General features: G+C 41.7%; 22 protein-coding genes and 1 other annotated feature. Of the genes, 2 read left to right on the forward strand and 20 right to left on the reverse strand.

The window, feature by feature from the left end:
* Positions 1–108 precede the first annotated feature (108 nt).
* Together DXB91_RS00210 and DXB91_RS00215 are read right to left on the reverse strand one after the other, a co-directional pair.
* Positions 109–963: a metallophosphoesterase gene (locus DXB91_RS00210; protein WP_242992604.1), complete on the reverse strand. Its 855-nt coding sequence runs from the start codon at positions 961–963 to the stop codon at positions 109–111.
* Between the two features lie 10 nt (positions 964–973).
* On the reverse strand, positions 974–2,221 hold the full coding sequence (locus DXB91_RS00215; protein WP_118016540.1) for a D-alanyl-D-alanine carboxypeptidase family protein: 1,248 nt from the start codon (positions 2,219–2,221) through the stop codon (positions 974–976).
* Between the two features lie 149 nt (positions 2,222–2,370).
* Here DXB91_RS00215 and DXB91_RS00220 point away from each other — a divergent pair, with 149 nt between their 5' ends.
* Positions 2,371–3,399 carry a 3-deoxy-7-phosphoheptulonate synthase gene (locus DXB91_RS00220; RefSeq protein ID WP_022216437.1) on the forward strand — a complete coding sequence of 343 codons (1,029 nt, stop codon included), beginning with the start codon at positions 2,371–2,373 and terminating at the stop codon, positions 3,397–3,399.
* Between the two features lie 109 nt (positions 3,400–3,508).
* Here the strand turns inward: DXB91_RS00220 and DXB91_RS00225 are convergent, their stop codons facing one another.
* The 8 genes from DXB91_RS00225 to DXB91_RS00265 form a co-directional block, all read right to left on the reverse strand.
* Positions 3,509–3,838 (reverse strand): hypothetical protein, encoded by a 330-nt coding sequence (locus tag DXB91_RS00225; protein ID WP_117548940.1) that lies wholly within the window; start codon positions 3,836–3,838, stop codon positions 3,509–3,511.
* A gap of 14 nt (positions 3,839–3,852) precedes the next feature.
* Positions 3,853–4,515, reverse strand: a complete 663-nt coding sequence (locus DXB91_RS00230; protein WP_117548939.1) for a DivIVA domain-containing protein — start codon at positions 4,513–4,515, stop codon at positions 3,853–3,855.
* A 166-nt stretch (positions 4,516–4,681) separates the two neighbouring features.
* Positions 4,682–5,128: a D-aminoacyl-tRNA deacylase gene (gene dtd, locus DXB91_RS00235; RefSeq protein WP_118016541.1), complete on the reverse strand. Its 447-nt coding sequence runs from the start codon at positions 5,126–5,128 to the stop codon at positions 4,682–4,684.
* Positions 5,129–5,209: 81 nt separating this feature from the next.
* Positions 5,210–5,716, reverse strand: a complete 507-nt coding sequence (gene ilvN / locus DXB91_RS00240) for an acetolactate synthase small subunit (RefSeq protein WP_022058961.1) — start codon at positions 5,714–5,716, stop codon at positions 5,210–5,212.
* Positions 5,717–5,797: 81 nt separating this feature from the next.
* Positions 5,798–7,522: a biosynthetic-type acetolactate synthase large subunit gene (gene ilvB / locus DXB91_RS00245; protein ID WP_022216433.1), complete on the reverse strand. Its 1,725-nt coding sequence runs from the start codon at positions 7,520–7,522 to the stop codon at positions 5,798–5,800.
* 101 nt (positions 7,523–7,623) lie between these two features.
* Positions 7,624–7,912 (reverse strand) — a binding site (T-box leader).
* A 74-nt stretch (positions 7,913–7,986) separates the two neighbouring features.
* On the reverse strand, positions 7,987–9,297 hold the full coding sequence (locus DXB91_RS14295; protein WP_243003485.1) for a GNAT family N-acetyltransferase: 1,311 nt from the start codon (positions 9,295–9,297) through the stop codon (positions 7,987–7,989).
* A 15-nt stretch (positions 9,298–9,312) separates the two neighbouring features.
* On the reverse strand, positions 9,313–10,689 hold the full coding sequence (locus tag DXB91_RS00260; RefSeq protein WP_117548937.1) for an MATE family efflux transporter: 1,377 nt from the start codon (positions 10,687–10,689) through the stop codon (positions 9,313–9,315).
* A 211-nt stretch (positions 10,690–10,900) separates the two neighbouring features.
* Positions 10,901–11,734, reverse strand: a complete 834-nt coding sequence (locus DXB91_RS00265) for an Rpn family recombination-promoting nuclease/putative transposase (RefSeq protein ID WP_117548936.1) — start codon at positions 11,732–11,734, stop codon at positions 10,901–10,903.
* Positions 11,735–11,906: 172 nt separating this feature from the next.
* Between DXB91_RS00265 and asnB the strand changes: the two genes are divergently transcribed.
* On the forward strand, positions 11,907–13,763 hold the full coding sequence (asnB, locus tag DXB91_RS00270; protein ID WP_118016542.1) for an asparagine synthase (glutamine-hydrolyzing): 1,857 nt from the start codon (positions 11,907–11,909) through the stop codon (positions 13,761–13,763).
* A gap of 106 nt (positions 13,764–13,869) precedes the next feature.
* Here asnB and DXB91_RS00275 read toward each other — a convergent pair whose 3' ends face one another.
* The 10 genes from DXB91_RS00275 to DXB91_RS00320 form a co-directional block, all read right to left on the reverse strand.
* Positions 13,870–19,185, reverse strand: a complete 5,316-nt coding sequence (locus tag DXB91_RS00275) for a GLUG motif-containing protein (protein WP_118016543.1) — start codon at positions 19,183–19,185, stop codon at positions 13,870–13,872.
* Between the two features lie 42 nt (positions 19,186–19,227).
* Complete coding sequence (locus DXB91_RS00280) at positions 19,228–19,881, reverse strand: TetR/AcrR family transcriptional regulator (protein WP_118016544.1); 654 nt, start codon at positions 19,879–19,881, stop codon at positions 19,228–19,230.
* A 163-nt stretch (positions 19,882–20,044) separates the two neighbouring features.
* On the reverse strand, positions 20,045–20,995 hold the full coding sequence (locus DXB91_RS00285) for a HipA domain-containing protein (protein WP_118016545.1): 951 nt from the start codon (positions 20,993–20,995) through the stop codon (positions 20,045–20,047).
* The gene (locus DXB91_RS00290) at positions 20,992–21,327 is read right to left on the reverse strand and encodes a HipA N-terminal domain-containing protein (RefSeq protein WP_082418041.1); all 336 of its coding nucleotides are present in this window, start codon (positions 21,325–21,327) and stop codon (positions 20,992–20,994) included. The genes DXB91_RS00285 and DXB91_RS00290 overlap by 4 nt, the downstream gene beginning before the upstream one ends.
* Positions 21,327–21,527, reverse strand: a complete 201-nt coding sequence (locus DXB91_RS00295) for a type II toxin-antitoxin system Y4mF family antitoxin (protein WP_015534972.1) — start codon at positions 21,525–21,527, stop codon at positions 21,327–21,329. Before DXB91_RS00295 ends, DXB91_RS00290 begins: the two co-directional genes overlap by 1 nt.
* Positions 21,528–21,758: 231 nt before the next feature.
* The gene (locus DXB91_RS00300) at positions 21,759–22,340 is read right to left on the reverse strand and encodes a dipicolinate synthase subunit B (protein ID WP_118016546.1); all 582 of its coding nucleotides are present in this window, start codon (positions 22,338–22,340) and stop codon (positions 21,759–21,761) included.
* A 47-nt stretch (positions 22,341–22,387) separates the two neighbouring features.
* The gene (locus DXB91_RS00305; protein WP_118016547.1) at positions 22,388–23,305 is read right to left on the reverse strand and encodes a dipicolinate synthase subunit DpsA; all 918 of its coding nucleotides are present in this window, start codon (positions 23,303–23,305) and stop codon (positions 22,388–22,390) included.
* A gap of 60 nt (positions 23,306–23,365) precedes the next feature.
* Positions 23,366–24,553, reverse strand: a complete 1,188-nt coding sequence (locus DXB91_RS00310) for a D-alanyl-D-alanine carboxypeptidase family protein (protein WP_118016548.1) — start codon at positions 24,551–24,553, stop codon at positions 23,366–23,368.
* A gap of 101 nt (positions 24,554–24,654) precedes the next feature.
* A complete protein-coding gene (gene scpB / locus DXB91_RS00315) occupies positions 24,655–25,329 on the reverse strand; it encodes an SMC-Scp complex subunit ScpB (RefSeq protein ID WP_015534975.1) in 675 nt (224 codons plus the stop codon).
* Between the two features lie 13 nt (positions 25,330–25,342).
* A complete protein-coding gene (locus DXB91_RS00320; protein WP_022216424.1) occupies positions 25,343–26,101 on the reverse strand; it encodes a segregation and condensation protein A in 759 nt (252 codons plus the stop codon).
* Positions 26,102–26,169: the final 68 nt, after the last annotated feature.

The raw sequence follows: 26,169 nt of genomic DNA on the forward strand, positions 1-26,169 counted from the left end.
TTCGCACATAATTCCATGCGAACTTATGTCCAACATACATAATATTATATGCTATATTGCTATAATTCAACTCTTAATTATGTTTAAATATAATAGGCTAACGCACTGTTATCTGGACAAATTGATGGTCACCAGATCCGGTTCGTTATTAACTCTGATTCGGATAGTGTGAAGTCCGAGTCCTGCACTGACTATCATATTATGTCCATCGCAGGAATATAACCCCTTATAGTATTTCGGAAACAGTCTGATCATAGGCGATATCACGCCTCCGAGAAATGGCAGGATCACAAGTCCGCCATGTACATGGCCGGATACAGTAAGATCAGCGCCCCATCTGGAATATTCTTCAAAATAATCGGGATCATGTCCTATAAGTATATTGTAATCGGATCTGCTTATCGGTGGAAGTTCATTCAGCAGATACTCTTCATCCATATCGAGCTTTTTGAATCTTCTGTAATATTCCGTCTTCATGTCAAGTCCGTATATCGTGACATTGTATTCATCAAGATGAACACTTTCATTTATAAGCCAGGTGATGTTATCTTTTGTTCCTTCATATAACCTGTTCCACATATCACCATATTTTTCATATATGGATGCGCGCATCTCATGATTTCCTTTTCCCATATACACAGGAAAACGCTTGCCAAGTTCATTCAGGAAATGTATACCTATATCTACTGTAAGTCCCGGCTTCCCGACTATTATATCCCCCGCCACCAGTATGAAATCCGGATTGATCTTTTCTATACAGCTTATAAGCTTCTCGTTGTCCTTTCCAAATTCCGCATTGTGGAGATCTGATATCATGACTATCCGGGCTTTTTTTCTTATTCTCCTGTCATGCAGTTGATAATTTGAAAACGAGATTCTTCTGTTTTCGCGGTAACTCTCTATCAAAACATTAACAAGCGTTATAATGCATAGTACGATAACTACAACTAAAAAAATCTTCATGTATTTAACCTCAATATGTAAATTGTAACTTGAGCACTTTAACGAAAGCGTACTTCATACTCATGGAATCAACCTTCTCCACCGCATATATCGGCACTGAACCGATGCACCTCTCGCCAATATAATAGCTCATCTTTCCAAGCTCTTCACCACTGTCAACCGGGGCAGTCAGAGGATCTCTCATCTCCAGTTTCTTCTTCACATCCTCCGCGTGTTCTCCCGCAAGCAGGATCCCGGTGAATTGTGAGTCGGTCTTAATTGTAACACAACTTTCGGTGCCATTGTCTATGGAAATCTCTTTTTCCTGAAGAATATTCAGATCTGTATATTTCTGGCACATCGAATATCCATAATCAAGCAGCCTGCAGGCGTCTTTGTTTCTGATATCCTTTGTATCAGCTCCCATGATGACAGCAATAAGCTGTATGCCGTCCCTCTCAGCAGTCGCCGACATGCAATATTTTGCGGTATTTGTGAAACCTGTCTTAAGACCGGTTGCTCCTGTATACATATTCAAAAATTTATTTGTGTTGACGAGATCAAACTGACTCTCGCCCCTTCGTGTTTTATGTATGATCGAATCCATCCATATGCCTGAATAATCAAAGATGGCAGGATATTTTGTTATGAGTTCTCTGGACATTATGGAGATATCCCTTGCTGACATTTTATGTCCATCCGCATCCAGGCCACACGCATTTTTGAAACTTGCATTTGTCATCCCCAGCTCAGCAGCCCTCTCATTCATCTTTTTCACAAACGCTTCTTCGCTTCCGGCAACCTTTTCCGCCATGGCAACAGCCGCATCGTTTCCGGATGCAATTATAATACACTTTATCATATCTTCAACAGTCTGTTCTTCTCCTGCCTCAAAGAAGCATTGCGATCCGCCCATGGACGCAGCATGTTCACTCACAGTTACAATATCATCAAGAGTCATTTGTCCGGCCTCTATCGCCTCAAAAGCCAGAAGAAGCGTCATAACCTTTGTAACCGAAGCCGGAGCCATGGCTTCATCACAGTTTTTCTCAAATAACACCTGACCTGTGGATGCCTCAACGAGTATACAGCTTGGAGATTCCACCTCCAGAACTTCTGTCTGGTCTGCCGCCTGAGTCTCTGTCTGTTCCTCTGCATATACCATAAGATTCGTACTCATTGTGTTTGCAAATATGATAAAGATGAGTACCGTTATAACAGATAATCTTCTGATATTTTTCTTCCTGCCCATCTTTTTTCTATCCGGAAAATGCTGCATACAACTCCTCTTTCAGTTTCTGTTTATATATTATATTATGCATTTATCCGGCAATATGACTTTTTATCCCACCAATATAGTATTATTTTCTTTATTTTGTAAAGTTTTTCTGATATAATCAATGGCTAGAAAAAAGGAGGACATGTTTCATGAGTATGAAATTAGTTAAACGAGTACCAACTGGCGATGAGATCAAGGAACTATACCCTCTTTCAAGCGAGTTGAAAGCCATCAAAGCCAGAAGAGATGAAGAGATCAGAAAAATTTTCGTAGGCGATGATGACCGATTTATATTTATCATCGGACCTTGTTCAGCAGATAATGAGGATGCTGTTTGCGATTATCAGAATCGTCTTGCAAAGGTTGCAGATGAAGTTAAGGATAAGATACTGGTCATTCCACGTATATATACTAACAAGCCAAGAACTACTGGTGATGGTTACAAAGGAATGCTCCATCAGCCTGATCCTACAAAGGCATCAGACATGCTCGAGGGCCTTTACGCCATCAGAAAAATGCATATAAGAGCTATCAGGGAGACAGGACTCACCGCTGCTGATGAGATGCTTTATTCAGAAAACTGGCAGTATGTAGATGATATCCTCTCTTACGTTGCCATAGGCGCACGTTCTGTTGAGGATCAGCAGCACAGACTTACCGCAAGTGGAATGGATGTTCCTGTAGGTATGAAGAATCCTACAAGTGGTGACTACAACGTTATGATGAATTCCTGTATAGCAGGACAGCATCACCACACATTCCTCTATTCTGGATGGGAGGCACATACAGACGGAAATCCTTTGACACATTGTATATTGAGAGGTGCACTGAATAAGCATGGACAATCTATATCCAATTATCACTATGAGGATCTCAGGCTCCTTGCTGACACATACAAGAAGTTCAACCTCGTAAATCATGCATGTATAGTTGATGCCAACCACAATAATTCTGGCAAGAAATTTATTGAACAGCCAAGAATTGTCAAAGAGATAATCCACAGCAGGAATTACGATTCTGAGATCAAGAATCTTGTAAAGGGTGTTATGGTTGAGAGTTATATTGAGGATGGCAACCAGCCAGTAGATGGTGGATGCTATGGTAAATCTATCACAGATCCTTGTCTTGGATGGGATAAGACAGAGAGACTTCTCAAAGAAGTTGCTGATCTTCTGTAAAAAATACATTTTAAGCCTGCGCGCTTATACAATTACACGTGCTGTGCTTATACAACAAGAGAAAACCGGCGGATCTATCATGATACCACCGGTTTTCTTTATTTATCTGTCAGGCCGAAGCCTCGCAGAGTTTGACGAGTATGCATCTTCCCAAAGACACATCTCCCATCATCTTATATTTACTTGTAGTATACGCATACATCGGATCGACAACTCTTCTCAAAAGTCTCGAAAGAACTGGAACTGTAAATACATATTTAACCTTATACTCCCTGTCCGAATCCTCTGTTAATCTGGCAACATGATCCCTTATATCTATGTAGAACACCCCACTATCATTGCCGATAACATTGAACTGAAGACAACAATCACCAATATCCGCCAATTCCAAAGAACTGAGAACGCCGTCAATACACTCCACGCATTCTTTATACGTCATATAAACACCCAATCTTATAAGAACTCGAAATCTGCATCCTCATCGCCATCGCCGATAAGTACCTGATTACGCTTAACGCCCTCTTCAACTTCTCCGATGATAAGCTCTTCTTCCTCTTCCTCCTGAGCAGCCTGAGCACTCTTACCTGTGAATGCTGCCGGCTTTGGCTCTGCCTCTGGAGCAGCCTTTGGTGTCATCTTGAGCTTCTGAGGTGCATCTCCGCCCTGCGACTTCATCTTAAGCTTTGTTATAGGATCCGCCTCAACTGCAGCTTCAACCTTATCTGCAGCCTCAGCAACCTTTGCGCTTGATCCGCTCTTGAGTGTCTCCATCTCTTCCTTGAGCTTGGCAAGCTCAGCCTTTGCATTTGCGATAACCTCGTTAGCCTTCTTCTTAGCGTCGTTTATTATCTTGTTAGCCTCAGCATTTGCTGCGTTGGCTTCCTTCTTGGAACCAGGAGCAGCCTGCTCGAGCTGCTTCTCAAGCTCATAAATCTTTACGCTGTTCTCCATAAGGTTCTTCTTTGACACTTCGTTCTCTGACTCAAGAGCTGCATACTTTGTCTCAAGTTCTGCATAATCTTCTGCAACTGAGCGCAGGAAGCTGTTAACCTCATCCTTATTATATCCAAAAAGTCCTTTTTTAAAGGTTTTAGATTCAATCTGATCCTTTGTCATTGTATAGTTCTCCTTTTCAGTATTAGTTCTCTCTATAATATTATCCTTTGCATATAGAAACTCCACTTGTAATTATATTAACAAATATTCATTTTTTCAACAATATTGTTGGATTTTATAAAATTTTCCCAATATATTACAATTTTTTCGGCAAATCATGGATATATTACAATTCATTACTGTCAAGTAATATGGTAAATGGCCCATCATTGGACAGATCTACTTTCATATCTGCGCCAAATTCTCCATGTTCAACCACAGGCACAAACTCACGGCATCTTTCAATTATATACTCATACATCTCATTGGCCATATCAGGTGCTCCTGCACCAGTAAATGATGGTCTGTTGCCCTTCCGGCAGTCTGCACACAGAGTGAACTGAGATACGATCAGGAGCTGTCCTTTCACACTGTTTATATCAAGATTCGTCTTGCCGTTCTCATCGGCAAATATCCTCATCTTCACAAGTTTGTTTATCATCTTGTCAGCGCTCTCTCTGGTATCCGAATCGTATACTCCGACAAACACCAGAAGACCTTTTTGGATGCTGCCTATCACATTTCCATCTACCTCGACTGATGCGTGATTGACACGCTGTATTACAAATTTCATTTTATTTTACGGATCCTTTCATAATCTTTTTACAGACTATTTTACCAGCAATATCATTTTGACCGCTATTTGCCGGTTGTTCTATCTGTCCGACATGCTTATCGCTTCAACTGCAACACTGCCGCCTCTTACAACTTCTATCCTGTTAGGGAAACTCTCCTTGAACAGTTTTATGGCATTGTCATTCTTTGCATCAGTCTGAACGCACTCTACAAGCACAGATTTCTTATTGTAGTCAGTTATCTTGTATCCAAATGCATTCGCAATTCTGAATACTTCATCTTTATCCTCATTTGAACAGCTGTTGACCTTGACAAATAAAATCTCGTTGTTGTGAATGGCTATATCAGTGTAGTCAACTACCTTGATAACCTCCACACTTCTGTTGAGCTGCTTTTTCACCTGCTCAAATGTCCTGTCATCACTGGTGAAACCGATGGTCATTCTGGATATTGTCTCATCCTCGGTTACTCCAACGGTTATAGTATCTATATTGTATGATTTGCTTGAAAACAAACCTGAAATTCTTGCAAGTACACCTACCTCATTCTCTACGAACAGGCATATCCATCTCTTCTTTACGCTCATTCTATATACCCCTTTCATCTGGATAATATACAAATCTATATATGTACATTCTATTACCAATATAAAATCAATTTATCAATCTCAGCAGTCAAGTATCATGTCATTCAGTGACTTTCCACCCGGAACCATAGGAAATACGTTGGCCGTAGGATCGATGAAGAATTCTATAACTGTAGGTCCGTTTGTATTTGCCCTGGCAGCCTCAAATGCCGGCCTGATTTCCTCAGGCTTTGTAACTCTGATGCCCTTTGCATCATAGCTCTCTGCCAGTTTTACAAAGTCAGGAGAATACTTTGGACAGCATTTATCCGGATTCTGACAGTCTCTGTTGCATCTTCTTCTGTATCTGAGACATGTACTGCTGTATCTCTTATTGAAGAACAGCTCCTGCCACTGGCGCACATTACCGAGATAGCCGTTGTTCAGTATACATAGGGTAACAGGAAGCTCAAGCGCAACAGCTGTAGCCATCTCCTGAATGTTCATCTGGACTCCGCCGTCTCCGGATATACAGATAACATCTTTATCCATGTTGCCAAGCTTTGCGCCTATGGCGGCAGGAAATCCATAACCCATGGTTCCAAGGCCTCCAGAAGTTAAGAGCTGTTTGTTCTCGTCTATATCAATGTACTGCGTTGTCCAGAGCTGATTCTGTCCAACATCAGTTGTAACGATGAGATTGCTGTACATATCGTTTATGGTTCTGATGATAGCCTCAGGGGTCACACCATCATATCTGTTCATGTTGATAGGATACTCAGCCTTGACATTCATAATGTCATCCACCCAGCCTTTGATATCAAGAGGTTCTGCATATTCAAGCATCTTGGATATGGCAACCTTGGCATCAGCAACGATAGGTATATCTACCTTTATATTTCTTGATATGGACGCTGCATCTATATCAACATGTATGATCTTGGCATTCTTGGCAAATGTATCTATAGTACCTGTTATTCGGTCATTGAATCTACATCCGATTGAGAAGAGAACATCGCTCTCCATGATAGCCTTGTTGGATGCCATGTTACCATGCATACCGATGTTACCGACATAGAGTGGATGGTCAGTAGGTATAGCACCCTTACCCATAATTGTAGTAACTACAGGTATACCGGTCTTCTCTGCAAGCTCCTGCATTTCTTTTCTCGCATGTGCGATATTGACTCCGCCGCCGCAGAGGAACACAGGCTTCTTTGCATTCTTAAGCTCCGCAAGGGCTCGCTTGATCTGTCCAACATGTACACCCTCTGAAGGCTTGTAACCTCTGATATTTACTTCTGTAGGATACTCGTCACTTCCCATGGCAAGCTGTATATCCTTAGGAATATCAACAACTACAGGACCTGGCTTTCCGGTTCTTGCTATGTAAAAAGCATTTTTAATGATCCTTGCAAGATCTTCTCTCTTTCTTACTGTGACTGCATACTTACATATGCTTCTTGTGATTCCAACTATATCAACCTCCTGAAAAGCATCATTTCCAATAAGATTCATTGGAACCTGTCCTGTAAAACATACCAGTGGCACGCTGTCGTAGTTGGCTGTGGCAATTCCCGTTACAAGGTTTGTCGCACCCGGACCACTTGTTACCAGACACACTCCAACTCTTCCTGTTGAACGTGCATATCCATCTGCTGCGTGGACAAGCGCCTGCTCGTGTCTTGGAAGTATCATATCGATACCTTCTGCATCATACAACGCATCAAACAGGTCTATCGCCGTTCCACCAGGGTATGCGAACAGAGTGTCTACCCCCTCTTCCTGCAACGCTTTTACAAACATCTTTGCTCCATTGATCTCCATATCTTATACCTCCTGTAAAGTTCATGATAATCTAAACTTACGCCTCGGGATGTATATATGCATCCCATGCATAGAAAAAGCCCTAAGCGCAACTGTTTTACGCTTAGGGCGAATATGCTCATATCCGTGGTACCACCTAAATTCAGACAAATGTCTGCACTCATCAGATACTATAATAAATTATCACTGTAATCATTATTAATATCTTATTCCTGTAACGGGGAAAACCGTTGAAACCTACTCGACAACAGCCGACAAATATGTATGCTGCAATCTTTCAATCCACTGCTCGAAGGCTACCTTCCACACATTCCTGATGAAGACTCTCACCATTGTCTTCTCTCTGTTGATCTGGGGGATGCATGTACTCCTCCTCGTCATAGCATTTGACTATTTCCCGGTCGTTTTACGACCCTTAGATGTGATTATTTTATCATTAACATGAAGATGTGTCAACGATTCTTTTACTTGCCCGCCAGCAGTTCAAACCAGAACACATCATAACCTGCCGCAGCGGCAACTCTCTGGGAGGCTATATGGGACATGCCAGTTCCATAATATGGTATCCTGCCACTTCTGAGTATATCCATAGTGAGTTCAGATACCAGCGATGTACCCACATGCCTTCCCTCAGCTTCTTGAACAACATTTATACCAATCTGCCAGAAGTCGTCACTGTCAGCGCTTGCGCCAGCCATACCAATAATCTCACCATCTGATACAGCAGCCACAGCCAGCACATCAGGTGTGTTATCATCAAAACAGAAAGCTTCATCCCATCTGTCATCTCCTTTGAATTGCAGGATTTCATCCCCAGTATACCTGACAAGGTTAAAATCTTCTTTTATCATCGAATCAACGGTTTTATCTGTATTATCTTTTCTCGCTGCCTGTTCGCTCAGTTTCGTCGGAAGGTAAAATGGGTGGGCAGATTTCAATTTGCATCCGTATCTGGAAAGAATATTGTCGAGTTCACGAAAATTCTCTATATCCATGAACCATTTTCCAGATGCATTCTCATAGCGTTTTCTGCATTCATCTACAATCTCTCTACGACCGGTAAATAACAGCTTGCCATTTACCACAGCTATTTTGAGCGGGCACTTTTCCTGTCCTTTGAACTGCCTCTGCCCTGCTATCTGTCTGTATTCAGAGAATATATTGTCACTGGAATATATATCGGCCGCATCACAGCAATAATCCCTGGCCAGCTGATCATACAGTGCATTCTTCATCTTTCCAGACAGCCAATGTTTTCTCGTCAGAATATTCGTATGTCCTATCCGGACTTCATTCAAAAGAGGCACATCCACTTCATCACAGGTATGATGAAACACAAATCCGAGCTTTTCCTGTACTATGCGTGACTTGGAATTGCCATCGTAGTAACCGCACCATATCGTTCTCATGCCCAAATCAAGGAATCCATGTTCTATAAGCCTCCCAGCCGCCTCCGGTGCGTATTCGTTGCCCCAGTGAGGCTTTCCTATCCAGTATCCAAGTTCACATTCGTCATCGCGGTCTGTCATATCTGTCCTTCCATTTAACAGTAATTCGATGGCACCGACAACCAGACCGCTGTCCTTCAGACACACAGCATAACACTCCGGCCCATTAAATACATTCCGTATCACATCAAGGCTGTACTCCCTGCTCTCATGCACAGGCCAGCCAGCTATAGGTCCCACATCAGGGTCACTTGCATATTCAAATAATATATCTGCGTCACTCTCCTGCCAGTGACGTAATATCAATCTCTTAGTTTCTAAAATCAAATCATATATCCCCTTTCATATAAGACTTTCTTTCCCCCAGTCTGTGCTTTCCCAGTTCTTCACTATCCTCAGATATTTACCGAGATTGATAAATGATCTAACGATCTCGTCCACTATGACTGCAAGAAAGACGCCTGCTATTCCAAGCTTAAGGACAAACACAAACAAAAGCGCCACAGAAACCACCCACACCGTGCCAAACAGCTGTGTTATGAGCATCCATATCGTGTTGCCACTGCCCCTGATCGCATTGCCAACAACTATGTTTGCTGATTTTGCGAACAGATTGATGCTGATAAAGATCAGATATATCCCACACGATGCAATTATACTCTTGTCGTTGGTGAAAAGTGATATGATCTGCTGCGGAAACGCAAGACAGACACCGAGTGTGATGATTCCAACTACTATACACAAGCCATACGCACAGACACATACACCCTTGTATTTACCCAGATCATTGTTTCCTTTTGCCTCACCGGTTAGTGTCATTGTACCATTTCCTATCGCTCCAATGATGACAACCGCCAGAACCTCGACACTGAATATGATGGAATAAATTCCGGCAGCCATCTCATTTATGGCGTTGAGAATCCTTATAAGCAGCAGATTACCGAGGTTCCACGCAAAATCCTCAAGAGCTGTGTTGACACCAAGCTTCGCAGACAAAAGATACGGCTTTATATGTGCCTTTAACACCCATTTCATTGATGGTTTAGTGTTAAGCTTCTTGCTTGATACCACGAATATCACTGCGAATATAAGTCCAGAGTACTCCGCTATTGTAGTCGCTATGGCTGCACCCTTTATCCCCATGGCCGGAAGCCCGAATCTTCCAAATATCATAACCCAGTCAAGGAATATATTTACACCAGATCTTAATATTCCATATATGACAAGCGGCTTTGTATAATTAGACGTCTGAAGTATTACACTGAAAGCACCGCCAAGTCCTGTTATCAGAAATACAGGCGCATAATACCTGGAATAATCAAGACACATCGGCATCAGGCCATCTGACACACCCATGAGTCTGAATACAAATTCAGCGCAGAATGTCCAGAAGAAAAATAACAGTATCGGTATGATATTGTTGTATTTCACCATGGCACCGGAGTATTCCTCTATATGTTCATTATCTCCTGCACCAACACTCTGGCTTATAAGTATGGACGCTCCTGTCACTATGGAAAAACAGAACGACATGGTTGTCCACATCGGCGAAGTCACATTGCCAAGTGCACTCATGTACATGCTGTTTACGTGTCCTAAGAATATTCTGTCTATAAGCATCTGGAGCTGTGATATCAGATTGCTCAGCATGATCGGAACCGCAATATTTAACAGTCCCGGAAGGTATTTTTTATTAGTCTGTATTATTGTATTTTTCACGATAGATTTCCTCTTTCTGTATTGTTTCTTATGGATATGTATTTCTATAAACTCCAAGCTCTATTGTCGCAATAATCATAACATGACAGCATATTCAATTATATCAACGCATGCTTTATTCTGCATTACACCTGTGGTGTGATATAACAAAATAAAGTGCATGAAAAACCGATTCATGCACTTTGCTTTACATACATTTATCTACAAATTATCAGTCCAGATCAAGCCAATATGCTATATGTTCAGCAAGATCATCCTCGTCCATCTCAGGATGTTCTGCTATGTAATCTTTTATCTCATATATTTGCTGTTCTTTGATTCCCAGTATTTTAGCAGCAATCTCGGCATCTTTTACATCTAGCTTCTTTACCTGATCAATCAGATGCATATATTTGCCCAACAGCTTATTTTCGTTATCTCTCATCAACAATGTCATAAATTCGCGCCTCCATTTCTTATTGCTTTTAACATTATTAACCTCTTCATCAAGCAATTTTGTTAGAGTGCTTGATGGTTTATCTCCACCAATATAGTGGAGAAGCTCTTTTACTTCATCGCTCACATCATCCATAGTGCCTTTTGTATTAAGTATAATTTTTACAGTATCATCATTAAGCTTAAGTGCAGGTTCCTGAATGCACGTATTCTCAAAAGTATAGATATGACGACCCATGCCAAATTCATCATAATCACATATAAATATTACATAACTCTTCTTTAACTTGTTATAATCTTCGCCCTTGTCGATGATATTGATATCTATTATACCTTGATAATATCTCATCCTTTTAGGAAGATTTTTCTTATTTGTTGTCTGCATCTCAATGTTGTATATTGTGTCGAATTCATCTTCAATATACACATCAAGTCGAACACTTTTTGAGCCTACGCCTTTGCTTATCGTCTTTTCAAGCTCTGGATATTTTATCTCCCGTATTTTTATGTTTAAAATGCATTCCAGCAGTGCTTTACACAATTTCGGATTCTGCATTACAGCGCCAAAAATAAAATTGTCCGTTATAGTCTTATCTTTAAATATCGTCATTTTATATGTCCTCCTGTATGTGCCTCTCCAAGCGCAATGTCAGTCCTTCATATAAAAATCTTGTTTAGATTATAACTTTTATTTAATCATACTACAACCGCATATCATCTAAAAGTTCTATAAAATCAACTCCCCAATATAATATATAGATACCACAAAAAGAGGTAAATATATGTGTTCCATCGCAGGATTCTATAACTCCAACAGGGATTTCAATACCGAACATGAACGATACTCATACATATTGAACGACATGAATAAGGCGCTTGCTCACAGAGGTCCGGATGCACAGAATACAGTGCTGTCATTCCACTGCGGGCTTGCCCACACCAGACTGTCCATACGTGACGTGGCAAGAGGCGAACAACCCATGAAAAAGACAATCGGAGAAAATGATATATACATAGTGTACAACGGCGAGATCTACAACACAAAGGAGCTGAAATCGGAGCTACTCGCCCTTGGATATACATTTGACACAACATCTGATACAGAGGTTATACTCAACTGCTTTCTACATTATGGCCCGGACTTTGTACATAGATTGAACGGTATATTTGCATTTGCAATATATGATGAGCATATCCAGACAATATATCTGTACAGAGACCACTTCGGTGTCAAGCCACTGTATTACTCAGTGACAGACGACAGGACTCTTGTATTTGCATCGGAGATAAAAGGGATACTATGCTATCCGGGCATACGACCTGTCATAGATGCAAATGGACTGTGTGAAGTGTTTGGAATTGGTCCGTCCAAAACTCCCGGCTGCGGTGTGTTCAAGAACATAGACGAAGTGAAACCGGGACATTTTATGAAGTTCTCAGCATATGGAACGAGTGACTTCACATACTACCGCATCACAAGCACACCACACACGGACAGCTACGAAGACACAGTGAAAAAAGTTCGATATCTTGTTAAGGACAGTATAGAAAAACAGATTGTATCAGATGTACCTATTTGCACTTTTCTCTCAGGCGGCATCGACTCATCAATCGTCAGCAGTGTGTGTGCGGCAAAGCTTAAGGAGCAGGGAAAGCAGCTTCACACATTCTCATTTGACTTCAAGGACAACTCCATATATTTCAAGTCAAACGCATTTCAGCCGGAGCAAGATCGTCCATACGTCGACATGATGGTCTCGCACATAGATTCAGACCACACATATCTGACTTGCAATTATAGTGACCTTGCAGATTACCTCTACACATCCGTAGAATCCAGGGATATGCCGACGATGGCGGATGTGGATTCTTCCCTTCTCTACTTCTGCTCACTTGTGGCAAAGGAATACAAAGTAGTATTGACCGGAGAATGTGCAGATGAGATATTTGGAGGATACCCATGGTTCTACAGGGAAGAACTGCTTTCATCTGATACATTTCCGTGGATGAAAGACCTGTCACCGAGACTGTCCGTACTGTCGCCCGAACTTCGTGAAAGTCTTGATATACCGGGATATGTGTCATCACTGTACAATTCTCTCCTGTCCGAGATCAATCTTCTTCCGGGGGAATCCGATACAGAAAAGCGGCGCAGGCAGATATCTTATCTGAATATCAGGATGTTCATGCAGACATTGCTTGACCGAATGGACAGAACAAGCATGGCAAGCGGACTTGAGGCGAGAGTTCCATTTGCAGATCCACGAATACTTGATTATGTGTTCAACGTTCCATGGGAGTACAAATATTCCGAAGGCTGTGAGAAAAAGCTTCTCAGAGAGGCCATGAAGGATTATGTTCCGCACGAGATCATGTACAGAAAGAAAAGCCCTTATCCAAAGTCATATGACCCTCATTATGAGCAGGAGCTTGCAAAGAGGCTTCTCTGTGTGCTAAACGATCCGGAAAGTCCTCTTCTGCCTCTCATTGACAGAGAATATGTGAAAAGTTTCATAAACGCGCCAAAGGATTACGGCAGACCTTGGTTCGGTCAGCTCATGGCAGGCCCTCAGATGATGGCATATCTGCTTCAGGTAGACTACTGGCTGAAAAAATATGCCATTGTCCTTGACATATAAAAAGACTTCCAGACTTCTGTATACATGCGGCGTATCGAAAATGGCGAATACGCTGCATGTACAAGAGTTCTGAAAGTCTTGTTTTTACAGGCAATTTATATATTTGTTATTTATAGATTGCTTTCGCAGAAGGACTGCCCTTCTTTATCAGTTTCTTGTATGCTGTGGCCTTATTCCTAGGTACTGCAAATGTAATTTTACTGTATGTTCCACTGAAGGCTTTCGCTCCAACGCTCCTAAGTTTAGCTGACTTTATCGTCATCTTCTTAAGGTTTTTGCATGATAAAAATGCGTTTGCCCCTATGCTTGTCACATTGTTACCTATAGTGACATTCTTTAGAGCCGTATATCTGCTGAATGCATTTGCGCTTACAGATGTTATCTTAAACCTTACATCTCCTATAACTACAGTATCTGCGATGGTCAGTGATGCAAATTTCTTATCTGACCTTGAGTACGTTGTTCCGGCAATTGCAACTGTTCCGGTGCCGTCTGCCTTTGCTCCGGTTATTGTGTACCTGAACTTTCCAACTGTATATGTCTTTCCCTTGGCAGCCTTTACTATGGTAAATGTCTTTGTTATCTTCCCTGAATATGCATTCTTACCACATATAGTCACGCTTGCCTTGCCAACCGCTTTGTTCTTGCTGTAGGTTACAGTGTAATCCTTGTTCAGTCTAAGTGTCTTTGCACCAGCCTTGACAACAAGAGACTTCTGGGTATGTACCTTTCCATTATAGATCTTGTTCTCTATTCCGGAAACAGTGATCTTGCTTGTCTTTTTACTTATATCAGTTGTTGCAAGTTTGGCAATACTTCCAATTTTAGTTGCTTTGCACACGGTACATGTGAATGTCTTCACACCTGTCGCCGTGTATGTAGGTTTCCTTGTCACCCTGCCGGAATTCCACTTATGTCCAAGTTCCTTTACATACACACCTGTGCTCATGACATCACCGCAGATTGAACACTCTGTATGTCCAGTACCAGACTTTGTACAGGTCGGAGCCTTCTCTCCTTTTAGTGTATACTTTACTGTCTTCCCCTCTGAACATGCCGCTCTGTAGATGGTTATCTTCAGCTCTGTGCTGTCATAATTTTCCTTGTCATCGCCAACGTATACAGCGGTTGCCTCCACTGATCCGCCTGCCTTTATCACAATCTCAGTGTCTTTATCAAGCCATGTCCAGTCACCCGGAAGGGAAATACTTCCTACTGTCTTGTGGGTATTATCAACACTTATCACAAGATTCGGCATGGCAGCCCTACTTACATTTACCGTAATTTCAGCTTCTGCTGTGTTGTAATTCACACTGTCAGCCGGCGTAAATACAACGGTATACAGCGTCTTGTCACTGTCAGATACAAACGGCTTTATGGAATCATCCTTCCATGCAAATGTTCCCGGTATCTCAACCTGATCAATACCCTCAAAGGACACTCTTCCTCCAGATATAACAGCTTTTGCAAGATTGTCACCGTATGTTATTCCGCTTGCCGCTGGTAATTCAACTACTTCTACATCGGCCTTTGAGACATTCAACTGAATAGTTCCCCTGACTGAATTGTAATGTTTCTGGTCATCTGGGATAAATATGACATCATAGTCTGTAACGTCCACCGATGGTACTACAGAATCATCAGCCCAGCTCCATGTTCCGGTTATGTTTTCTCCTGAAACTCCGATTACGACTCCGCCCGAAATACTTGCTTCATTTAAGGTTTTGTGTGGATCGTAGCTTATAGGATCTGCCACCGGAAGTTCACTTATAACCGGATCAGCTTTAACTATATCGAATTCAGCCTTGCAGTTTATATCGTAATTTCCTCCCATGACGTCCGTGATGGTTATTGCCGCTGTTCCAACTTCTGTATTGTCACTGTAAGATACTTCATATTCGCTTGAAGGAATGACTGTATCACCATCCATAAGGGCAAACTCAGGCTCTACCTTCTGTCCTGTGTATGTGTACTCAGACTTAAGTCCGTCAAATGTTGGACTGCTGATCTTCTTTGGCTCAATGGTAAATGTCACGTTCTTTGTTCCTGAGTAAGCACCGATTCCTGTTACAATCGCAGTCGCTGTGCCGGCGTTGATATTGTCGGAATACGTTACATTATAATCTGAGCCTTCTTTTAGCTGTACAGAAAACATATTGTCCCAATTATAATATACCTTTACAGATGGTTTTAACTCACTTCCGGAGTAGATGATGTTTTTATTTTCATCTAACTCTGCATATACTTTATCGTTCAGCAATGCTCCTATTCTAAGCTTATTATCTTCTATACTTGTTGACAGATCAATTATAGAATCATCTGATGATGCGTTGAACCAATCTGACTTTAACGCAATGCCATCACCTGCTACAGCATATGCAGCACCTTGTTGTACACCTATTCCATCCAGAACAATCGGAATAACATTATGAGGCTCTGCATTTATAATTATTTTTTCTCCGTATATTCCATACAAATATATTCCGTCATTGATTTTTATATCACTGTTGTTAAAGTATAATTTTATTGTTTCATCAGCTAGAATTATCTTGTTTATATCTCCACCATTTAGTATCAATTGACCCATAGTATGTATCGTTCCCGAAATTTTTACATTACCAATTGTTACTGTTGAATCTTTTTTTATATCTAAATGACCTTTTACGTATCCTCCCGTCTTGGAAGCAATTATCGTTATTTTTCCGTTATTTACATTAATATCATCTATCTTATGTCCATTTATGTCTATAGTAAAATCAGAATCAGGATTGTTTATATCAAGAGCTGTATTCGTATCTTCCATAACGGTAACAACACTACCCGGCATTTTTTCGGCATAACCTATTGCTTCCGGCAGTGAAACACAGGATAAAGTCTCATCACCTTTTGTGACTGTCGCCGCAAGTTTCTCACCACAGTATCTGCATATGCCATCCTCGAAGTTATGTTTGCCAAATACATCCTTTTTCTCATTGCTGTATGACACCGAGGCAACGTCAGATGAATCGTTACAGCCTATATAAGTTATGCTCTTATATACCTTTGCACCGCGTAATACAGGATAAGTGTCTGTTCCGATGGTCTGTCCCCAGATTTCTTCTGACTGGCCGTTCTGCAGGAGATATGCAACTTCACCTGTTTTGAATTGCTTTGTCGTTTTACCTTCAACCTTTTCAGTGGTTCCGTCATTCGCGCCTATCGCATTTCCAGTATAAATAGTGCTGTCATAATAACAGTTTGTGATGGTTGCATTGGATTCATTACGTCCGATCACACCTCCTACATAACGTTCTTTACCACTGACACTACTGGTATTATAACAGTTTGTGATAGTTCCTTGATTCCGTCCGTTCACGCCTCCTACATATCCACTACCACTAACACTACTACCGGTATTATAACAGTTTGTGATGGTTCCTCCGTCATTATATCCGTTCACGCCTCCTACATAATGTTCTGTACCACTAACACTACCGACATTATAGCAGTTTGTGATGCTTCCTTTATTCCATCCATTCACACCTCCCACATTACCTTCGCTACCACTGACGCTACCGATATTATAGCAGTCTGTGATGCTTCCGGTATAATTATATCCGCTCACGCCTCCTACAAATTCTTTACCACTGACGCTGCCGGCATTATAACTGTTGATGATAGTTCCTTTACTATTATCTCCGCTCACGCCTCCTACAAATCCGCTACTACCACTGACATTTCCGGTATTATAGCAGTCTGTGACGCTTCCGGTATAATTATATCCGCTCACGCCTCCTAGATTTCCTAAACCACTGACGCTGCCGGTATTATAACAGTTTGTAATAGTTCCGGTATAATTATTTCCACACACGCCTCCTACCTTGCTGGTACCATAGAAATAAGAATCCAAAATACCTGCATTGGCAATCTTACCATTGTTACGACCGAACAATCCTACATCATAACTATCCTCTTGATTGAAATACAATCCACTGATGGTGTGGTTTTGTCCGTCAAATATACCGCTATATGTACTATTGGAAGAACCTGTAATAGGTGTCCATTCCTTAAATGTTCCCTCGTTCAAGGTTCCATCCGACTTCAGAACATTTTTATTCACAACAATGTCCGCGGTCAGGACTGCATTCGCTGATACATTCTGCTCTACACCTGAAAGTGTACCATTTACAAGTCCGGCAAACCAGTAAAGCTGGCCTGCATTTCCAATCTCGTACACCTTGTCCTTACTATCATCATTGTCAATATCATACTTGTCTGTTGTGAGCACCGCCGGCTGATAAGCGTCACATTCTGTACAAAATCCCTGTGAATTATAATTGTGTGATTTCGTCTCTTTAGTCACATATCCAATCGGACAGTCTTTGCATGCTACTCCTTTTGTATGTTCTTTGTCATCTTGCCAAATATATGTAATATTACCGTTTGTATTATGTTTGTGTTCAGCTCCATCTATCAGAATTGTGGCTCCATCTTCAACAATAAGCTTGTCCAGATTTGTGATGCTCGCACTACTCTCAAATTCTATGCTTTCTCCACTTGCAATCGTTAAATCTTCTTTTAAAGCGGCTTTACCATATACATATGTTTTCGTTACATCATCACCGGTATCAATGTCGTTCCATTGCTTTGTGATGACAGAGTTGCTGAAGTCACAATCACTTAATACAGGTTCTTGACAGGCTAAAGCACGGCTAACCACGATCTGGCTTCCTGATACATTAATTTGTTGATTTGATCTAATTACCTCACCTTCGTATCGTTCTGTTGTTGCTTTCGCTTCAACATAACTGTCTACTATATTAATTTTATCACCACTAATTACGTTTGAATGATCCTCCTCATTTGCTACCACATGGCTATTTTCAATCGTTAAGCTGCCGCTACATTCAATTTGGGAAGTCTCCAGCGTTGCTCCTATAATTTTTATATTATTATTATTTGAGCCTAAGTCATCTGCACTGATTTTTCCACAACTTAGACTTTCATTCTGATTGTTACCATTTATTTCTAATGTAGGCACAATTCCGCTTTCTGTTAAAATACTTTGAATCACCATATCTGATCTCATAGTATTTGTTCCGGATAACATAATCGAAAGATCACCGTTCTGAATCGTAATGTTTCCAGAAATAGACGCATTTTCCAGTACAAGCTGATTCCTCGTGATGTCATAGTACCAATTAGTTCCCTGATATATCGTGTCATCATTACCAGAAACTTCATCATCTTGAAATTCCCCATTATCAATAAGACGTGTTGAGCCCATCAATAAATATTCGGGTATTTTTTCCGTTGTAGTCTCCTCTGCCTTAGCAGTCATCACTCCCCAGTCACTTACACCCATCACCGGCGCAGGCGACGTAACCATCGCTGTAGCAAGTGCAATTATAATTCCCTTCTTAAATAGTATTCCCTTTTTCATTACATTCCTCCATTTCCATAACAGTCTCTCCTGTGCACCCTGTTACATTATCCCTTTTGTTGCATAATCAAGTATCATCTCCTTGATCATTATAAGCTCGTCCGTGTAATCCTTGTTGTCGTCCGATCCCCATATGAAGCCCTCCGCATAGTGGGCGCAGGCCGTCATCATGGAATGAACCGTTACACGCATGAATTCTGCTTCCGGTATGTCAGTCCGTATAGTTCTGTCCACCTTCGCCTTCTCGTACATCATGTGAAGTCTGGTGTCCACCGAATACAGTGAACTGTGGAAATCAACAAGCTGATCATTGTTCTTGCCCTCATGTGTCACATAGTAGTTGAAGTTATCGTTGTACTTCAGCAACGCCTTGTGGTTCTGATACATGTCTATGTAACTGTCCATGGTAAATCTCAGTCTGTCTATGGCAGGTATGTCATGTACAGACGATATAGGCCTTCTCTCGTCCAGGCCATCCAGATATCTCTTCCACTGATCAGCACATACTGCTATGACCAGCTCAAGCTTACTTGGATAGTACCTGAACAATGTAGCCCTTCCCACATCGGCAGCCCTTGCAATATCTCCCATGCTCACCGCCTCTATCTTCTTGTCTACGAACAGCTCAAATGCAACGTCAAGGATCTTTCTATTGCGCTCATCCATTTCCTCTTTTAGTTTTTCCAGATCTCTCATATATTACTTTACACTCCAAAGTTATATTGTGATACTCCCTGTCTCACAATAAATATTTTACAGGACTATCTTATGTCAGTCAACAAAAATCCCAGAAGTCACATTTCGAATCACATTTCGATAGTAAGTAACTTCTGGGATTTCGTATTATATTAAATTTTTATCAATCTGACAAAATCAGCATTCTTTCCTCAATCAAATGATTGAAGTCTGATTTCATTTTTTCAGGTATATAAGATTCGTCACAAATCTTTTTCATTTTGTCCTTATTTTTAACTACCAAACTTATCATCTTCTCCGCTGATATCCGACTTAAACCACATACATCAGCAAATATAAGGAAATCTTTTCTTCTCACATTTCTCTTTTTCCCATTCATCGGTATCGCCAATTGCTCTGTATCCTCAGGCATGATAACATTTACCGGCAGCAGATCATAGGCTGGTGAGAGAACATAATCTCCGCTTCCCACCTCTGTTTCAATAAGCGAAAAATTCTTCAAATGCATATCGGAATTGCCAGTCACGAAAGAAAATACAATTCTCATATAGAATTCTGCCATATCCAGACCTACACGACTTGAATATTTTTCTATGATTTTTGCGCATCGCTCGTATGAACCTTTATATTTGTCCTGTGTAAGACGATAGTCCAACTGACAGAAATCTTCCATTGCAAGCATTTCAACAGTTGTTTTCTCGAATATCCTATCCACTCTTTTAGTAATATATGCCATCTGCCCATTTCCTTTGATCAACGCATGCGGCACCGTTGAAATTCCTATCATATCAGCCATAGACATCACAAGTTGCTCCGCTTCAGGCATCGCTTTAAACTGATCAACCTGAGGTTTAAGTATATATCCTGTTGGGTAGTTTACCAATGTAAGTCTTGGATTACCTGGTTCAGAAAGCAGGTGTAACGACAGTTTCTTCTGCACACCCGGGACCGTATAACCCTTGTTTATACTTTCCTCTGCAAGAACTTTTAGTTTCTGATCATCTATATCTATATCTGGCAGCTTAGTCGTCGTAAAAAATCTCTTCACACAAGCTTTATGCCAGCCTGTTCCGTCGTCATTTTTCAAAGTTTTTCCACAGCACAAACAATTCATACGCGATCCTCCATGACACTTACATTGCCTATCGCATCGCGGCATGCAACAAGCAGCAATCCAAACCTGTCCCTTACATCTATTTTCCAGTTTCTGCTGACAACATCAAGCAGCCAGCCCTCGGGGATTAGTCCATCAAAAAAAGAAAATAAAGTCTTGGATCGATACATGTCCTTCGACAATGGCATGGTAAGTGATACAGCACTGGCATTTTCTCTCTCAAGATATTCTTCATCGTAAGAAAATGTATATCCCTCGTCGGTCTCACATAAAATTCCCGCAAATTCATTTCTTATATATACATAAGCCGTTCTAAAAGTATTATCCACCATCAATCATCCTTTCTCCCTGGAACCGCCTCCATGCCGAACATTGCAAGAGCTTCATTGACCTTGTCCATACGCACAGTTTCTTTCCCCTGTTCAAGTTCGCGGACAAATCTGAGTCCAAGGCCTGATCTTATTGCAAATTCTTCCTGTGTAAGACCCGCTTCTTTTCTGTTAGTCTTTATAAATTCAGCTATCTTATTCATCGTTATTACCTCTTATATGTGATTCCTCCTACACGTGATTCCTCCTACACGTGATTCTTCTTATACGCTATTCTCCTTATATATTACACCCGATGAGGTATAATTTCAATCAAATATAATATTTTTTATACCATAACGGGTATAAAAAATATTATACAAAGCAAAACTACACCCGATGGGGTATAATAGTCGCAATAAGCAACAAACTTATACCCCATCGGGTGTACAAAACTATTTTATGAGCACAGGCTGTATCTGCCTTCCCTCAAGAGCCTCCTCTATGGTGGCTGGGATGAGATCAAGTCTGCTTATAAGTGAATTGGGTTTCTTCACACAGTTATCCTGTTCAAATGGAACAAAATAAATATTTTTCATGTTCATGAGCTGACCGATGTTCTTGAAGTTCATACCCATGGCATCATTTGTCGAAACAGATATGATGAGTGGCTTATTGTTCCTCAGATGTGCCTTTGCAGCCATGAGAACCGCGGTGTCAGTTATGCCATTTGTCAGCTTGGCGATGGTGTTGCCGGTACAAGGTGCTATGACCAGCGCATCAAGATAGGACTTGGGGCCTATAGGCTCAGCCTCCTGTATGGTGTAAATGCCTTTTCTCCCTGCTATCGTCTCAACGTCATTTACGAATTTGTCAGCTTTTCCAAATCTTGTGTCGTACTCTGCGGAGTGAGGCGAGAATATCGGATACACATTTATTCCCATCTCAACCATTTTCTTTATTTCTATCTTAATCTTATCAAAGGTACAAAATGAACCGGTTATAGCCATACCTACATTGCACTTTGATAAATCCATGTTATATACACTCCTATTTATTAAGCGTCAGTTCATACAAATCCATTTCAGCGGTGAGCCGACACTGCCTCTACCACTGCATCGGCAAGAATCATCCCCGAGGTCTTTGGAGACAGCTTACCCGGGATTCCCAGGCTGTGTTTATAAGGAATATCATGTTCCTTGCAATAATCAAAATCCACCCCTCCCGGCATAGATGCTATATCTATTACAACCGCATGTCTGCTGAGTAGAGACAGGATATCTTCACATACAACTCTCGCAGGTACTGTATTGAAGCAAAAATCCACTTCTGACAGTATATGCCTATATATCGGAATATCCTCAAATGACATAACCTTGTAGCCTATGAGCGCCGCATCACTCCTCTGCTTTGGACGTCTTGCCATAACTATTACATCTGCTCCCCAGGATGCAAGCCTTTCGGCAAGAACCCTGGCACATTTGCCAAATCCCGTCACCAGACATACGCTTCCGTCTATATTAATATCAGACAGCTCCTCCGCATCGCAGACTGTCCCCTCCGCGGTTGCAACTGCATTTCTCTCGGCCACAACATCATCTGCAAGAAAATCAAATACATAAGGACTATTTTCGTTTGTATCAGACATATATTTGCCTATCCCGCCTCCAAACACAATGTCAAATTCCTTGCTGCATTCCAGAATGCTGTTCACGGTGAGAAGGGTTCTGCCGTTGACAAATTCACCATCCCTCGTAACAGGCACAGGAAGAATGATAGCTTTCAGCATTTCTACAGATGGAGACGCACATTCGCCCTCTATCAGTCTGCGAAAGCCCACTCCTGAAGCCCCCGAAATAATGGTGACCGGCGAATGTCTCAGCAGATCGGCATCATATGGATCGAAATGAAACACATTACTGCCTTTCTCCGCCAGACTGAGAGACATATAGCAGCTTCTCCTGTCACCGCCTACCACGTAGTATACACAATCCATATCCATACCTCAGTGCACCGCCCTTATATTATTGATAATTTAGGATATGCCTGTGCCAGGCAAATGTTACATTGCAGCACGATATAAAACTTTTATTATCTCATCCTTAAATGTCACATCTGCTATCTCCTCGGACACAATAACATTCTCAACATCTATAAGTTCATCGTCCAGGTACACTTCAAGCAAACCGGCCACAGCGCCTTTATGCACAGGTGCCTTTAATGTATCCGCGACTTTGTATACATACTGTATACCACCTTCAGATGCTGTCACAGTCCTGTTCAGCCTGCATTTTGTCGCTGTGCTTCCATCTGCCGACGAGCCCGATGAATATGTTATCCTGATGTCAGGCGAAGCAGGCGCCTTAAGCTCCGTGTATATGGTGTGTTCCTGCGCAAATGCCACAAGTGCCCTGGAATCTTTCCATTTATAAGTCTTATTATTCGGCCATCCGCAGCCAAGGAGAGCCCATATATATGTATGTCCCTCAACCTCCGCAGCTCCTATATAGCAATATCCAGCATCGCAGGTAAAGCCGGTCTTTCCTGACAATGCGCATGGCATCATATCGAGAAATGCATTGTGATTAATGCATGCAAATGTTCTATTTCCGGTATTATCAGTGAATGTGTATGATTTTGTTCGGGTAATCTTCAGAAATTCATCCTTTTGGGGTGAAATAAGAATACAATACCTCATGATCCTGACAAGATCCTCCGCAGAGGTGCCATGGACGCCATTTTCGTCCTGGGCATCCAGACCATTTGGCGTGATAAAATATGTAGAATGGCAGCCTATCTCCTCAGCCTTTGCGTTCATCATCTCCGCAAAGTGCTGCACACTGCCACCGATATGTTCCGCTATGACTACAGCGGCGTCGTTGTAGCTCTCGAGCATCATGGCGTACAACATGTCTTCAAGTGTGTACTTCTCGCCGTCACGAACCCCAAGTCTGACCTCAGGCATCTTGGATGCATAGGATGAAGCTGTCACATCATCCGCCAGATTCCCGCACTCGATTGCAAGTATACATGTAAGTATCTTGGTCGTGCTGGCGTTGGGTCTGTGCTCATCACTACATTTGTCATATAGTATATCTCCAGTCTCCCCATCCAGCAGAATCGCATTTCTGGCAAATAGCTGTACATCCGCTGTATTGTCTTCCTCAGCATACGCTTTTATAAATATATTGTTACCAACGAGAAACTGTATTACCAGACTTGCTGCAGTCCAGGCTGCAACAAGCAACATAAACCGCCTTATGCGTGATCTTTTTCCTGTAGAAAACATATGCATATACCGTCATATCCTCATAATATTGGTCATGATATTATATTACAGGAACATGTCTGTTATTCTTCGGATGTCGTATCTACACTGAGCGTGAAATCTGCTTCCTCCAGCGCTTCTTTCTTGAAGTCCTCTATCTTATCAGGGCTTATCATCGGAAGATCATTTGTCGATGACACTCCAAAGCATCTGAGGAATTCCTCTGTTGTTCCAAACATGATAGGTCGTCCAGGAGCATCAAGTCTTCCAACCTCTTGCACGAGATTGTACTCTATGAGCTTGTTTATGGCATGTACACATGAAACTCCTCTTATAGCCTCGATCTCGGGCCTTGTTATCGGCTGTTTGTATGCAATTATAGACAAAGTCTCAAGAACAACATCCGTGAGGGAAAGCTTCTTCGGTGTATTGACAACCTTGGCGAGAATTCCATAGTATTCGTTGCGCGTACAGAGCTGAAGCGAACCGTCAAGATCTATGATCCTGATACCCCTGTCGCTGTTGTTGTAATTATATATGATACCCTCAAGCTGCTTTGTAAGCTTCCTCTTGTCCATCTCAAGAGCTGAGGCAAGTCTGTCGATCGATACAGACTCACCCACTGAGAAAAGTATAGCCTCGATGGCGGATGTGAGATAATCGTCACTGTACTCCTTGTCCGTCCTGGCCTCCTCATTCTCTTCTGAAGGGGTATTTACTTCATCTATTTCCTCATTCTGTAAATCTTCGTTATTCATCGTTACCTCATCTCTATATAGTATCCAGAGAATCAATGATTATCTCTCCGAATATATCTTCCTGTCTGATCGCTATTGCGCCTATCTTCATAAGCTCAAGTATGGCAAGGAATGTGACTATGATATTCATCTTTGATGCCTGCATCTCAAGCAGTGTCCTGAAGTTTATGCCCTCCAGTCCTCTGACTTCTTCTCTTACCTCCGCCATCTTCTCCTCAAGGGAAATCTCCTCCCTCTCGATCTCTTTGAATTTGCTTCGTATCGGATCTACCTTGTCGACCTGCTTACGCATAACCGATTTGAATATCTCATTGAGCTTCTGGAGATCCACATCAGCCTTGGAGATCAACTCATAAGGATCGACCTCCTGCTTGACATTCTTCACCTCAGCCGGTATGGTCGCCTTCTTGAAAAATGCCTTGTTTCCCTCAATCTCCAGATCCTTCAGTTCACCGGCAGCATACTTGTACATCTTGTACTCAAGCAGTCGTCTGACGAGCTCTTCTCTAGGATCCTCTTCATCCTCAGGATCCTCCTCATCCTTCGGCAGGAGCATCTTGGACTTGATCTTGATCAGAGTCGCCGCCATGACCAGAAATTCGCTCATGACGTCAAGATCTTCTTCCTCCATGTTGTTCACATATTCCAGATACTGCTCTGTGATAGTGACGATCGGAATATCGTATATATTGACTTTGTTTTTCTCTATCAAATGCAAAAGAAGATCCAGTGGGCCCTCAAATACATTAAGCTTTACATCTATCGCAGACATATGTACGTCTCCATCCTGAATTGATAACCACCATAATGTTCCATGCCCGGACAATCAAATGTCTAAGG

It is taken from the genome of Coprococcus sp. OM06-34AC (assembly GCF_003462545.1).
Taxonomy (GTDB): Bacteria; Bacillota; Clostridia; order Lachnospirales; family Lachnospiraceae; genus Coprococcus; species Coprococcus aceti.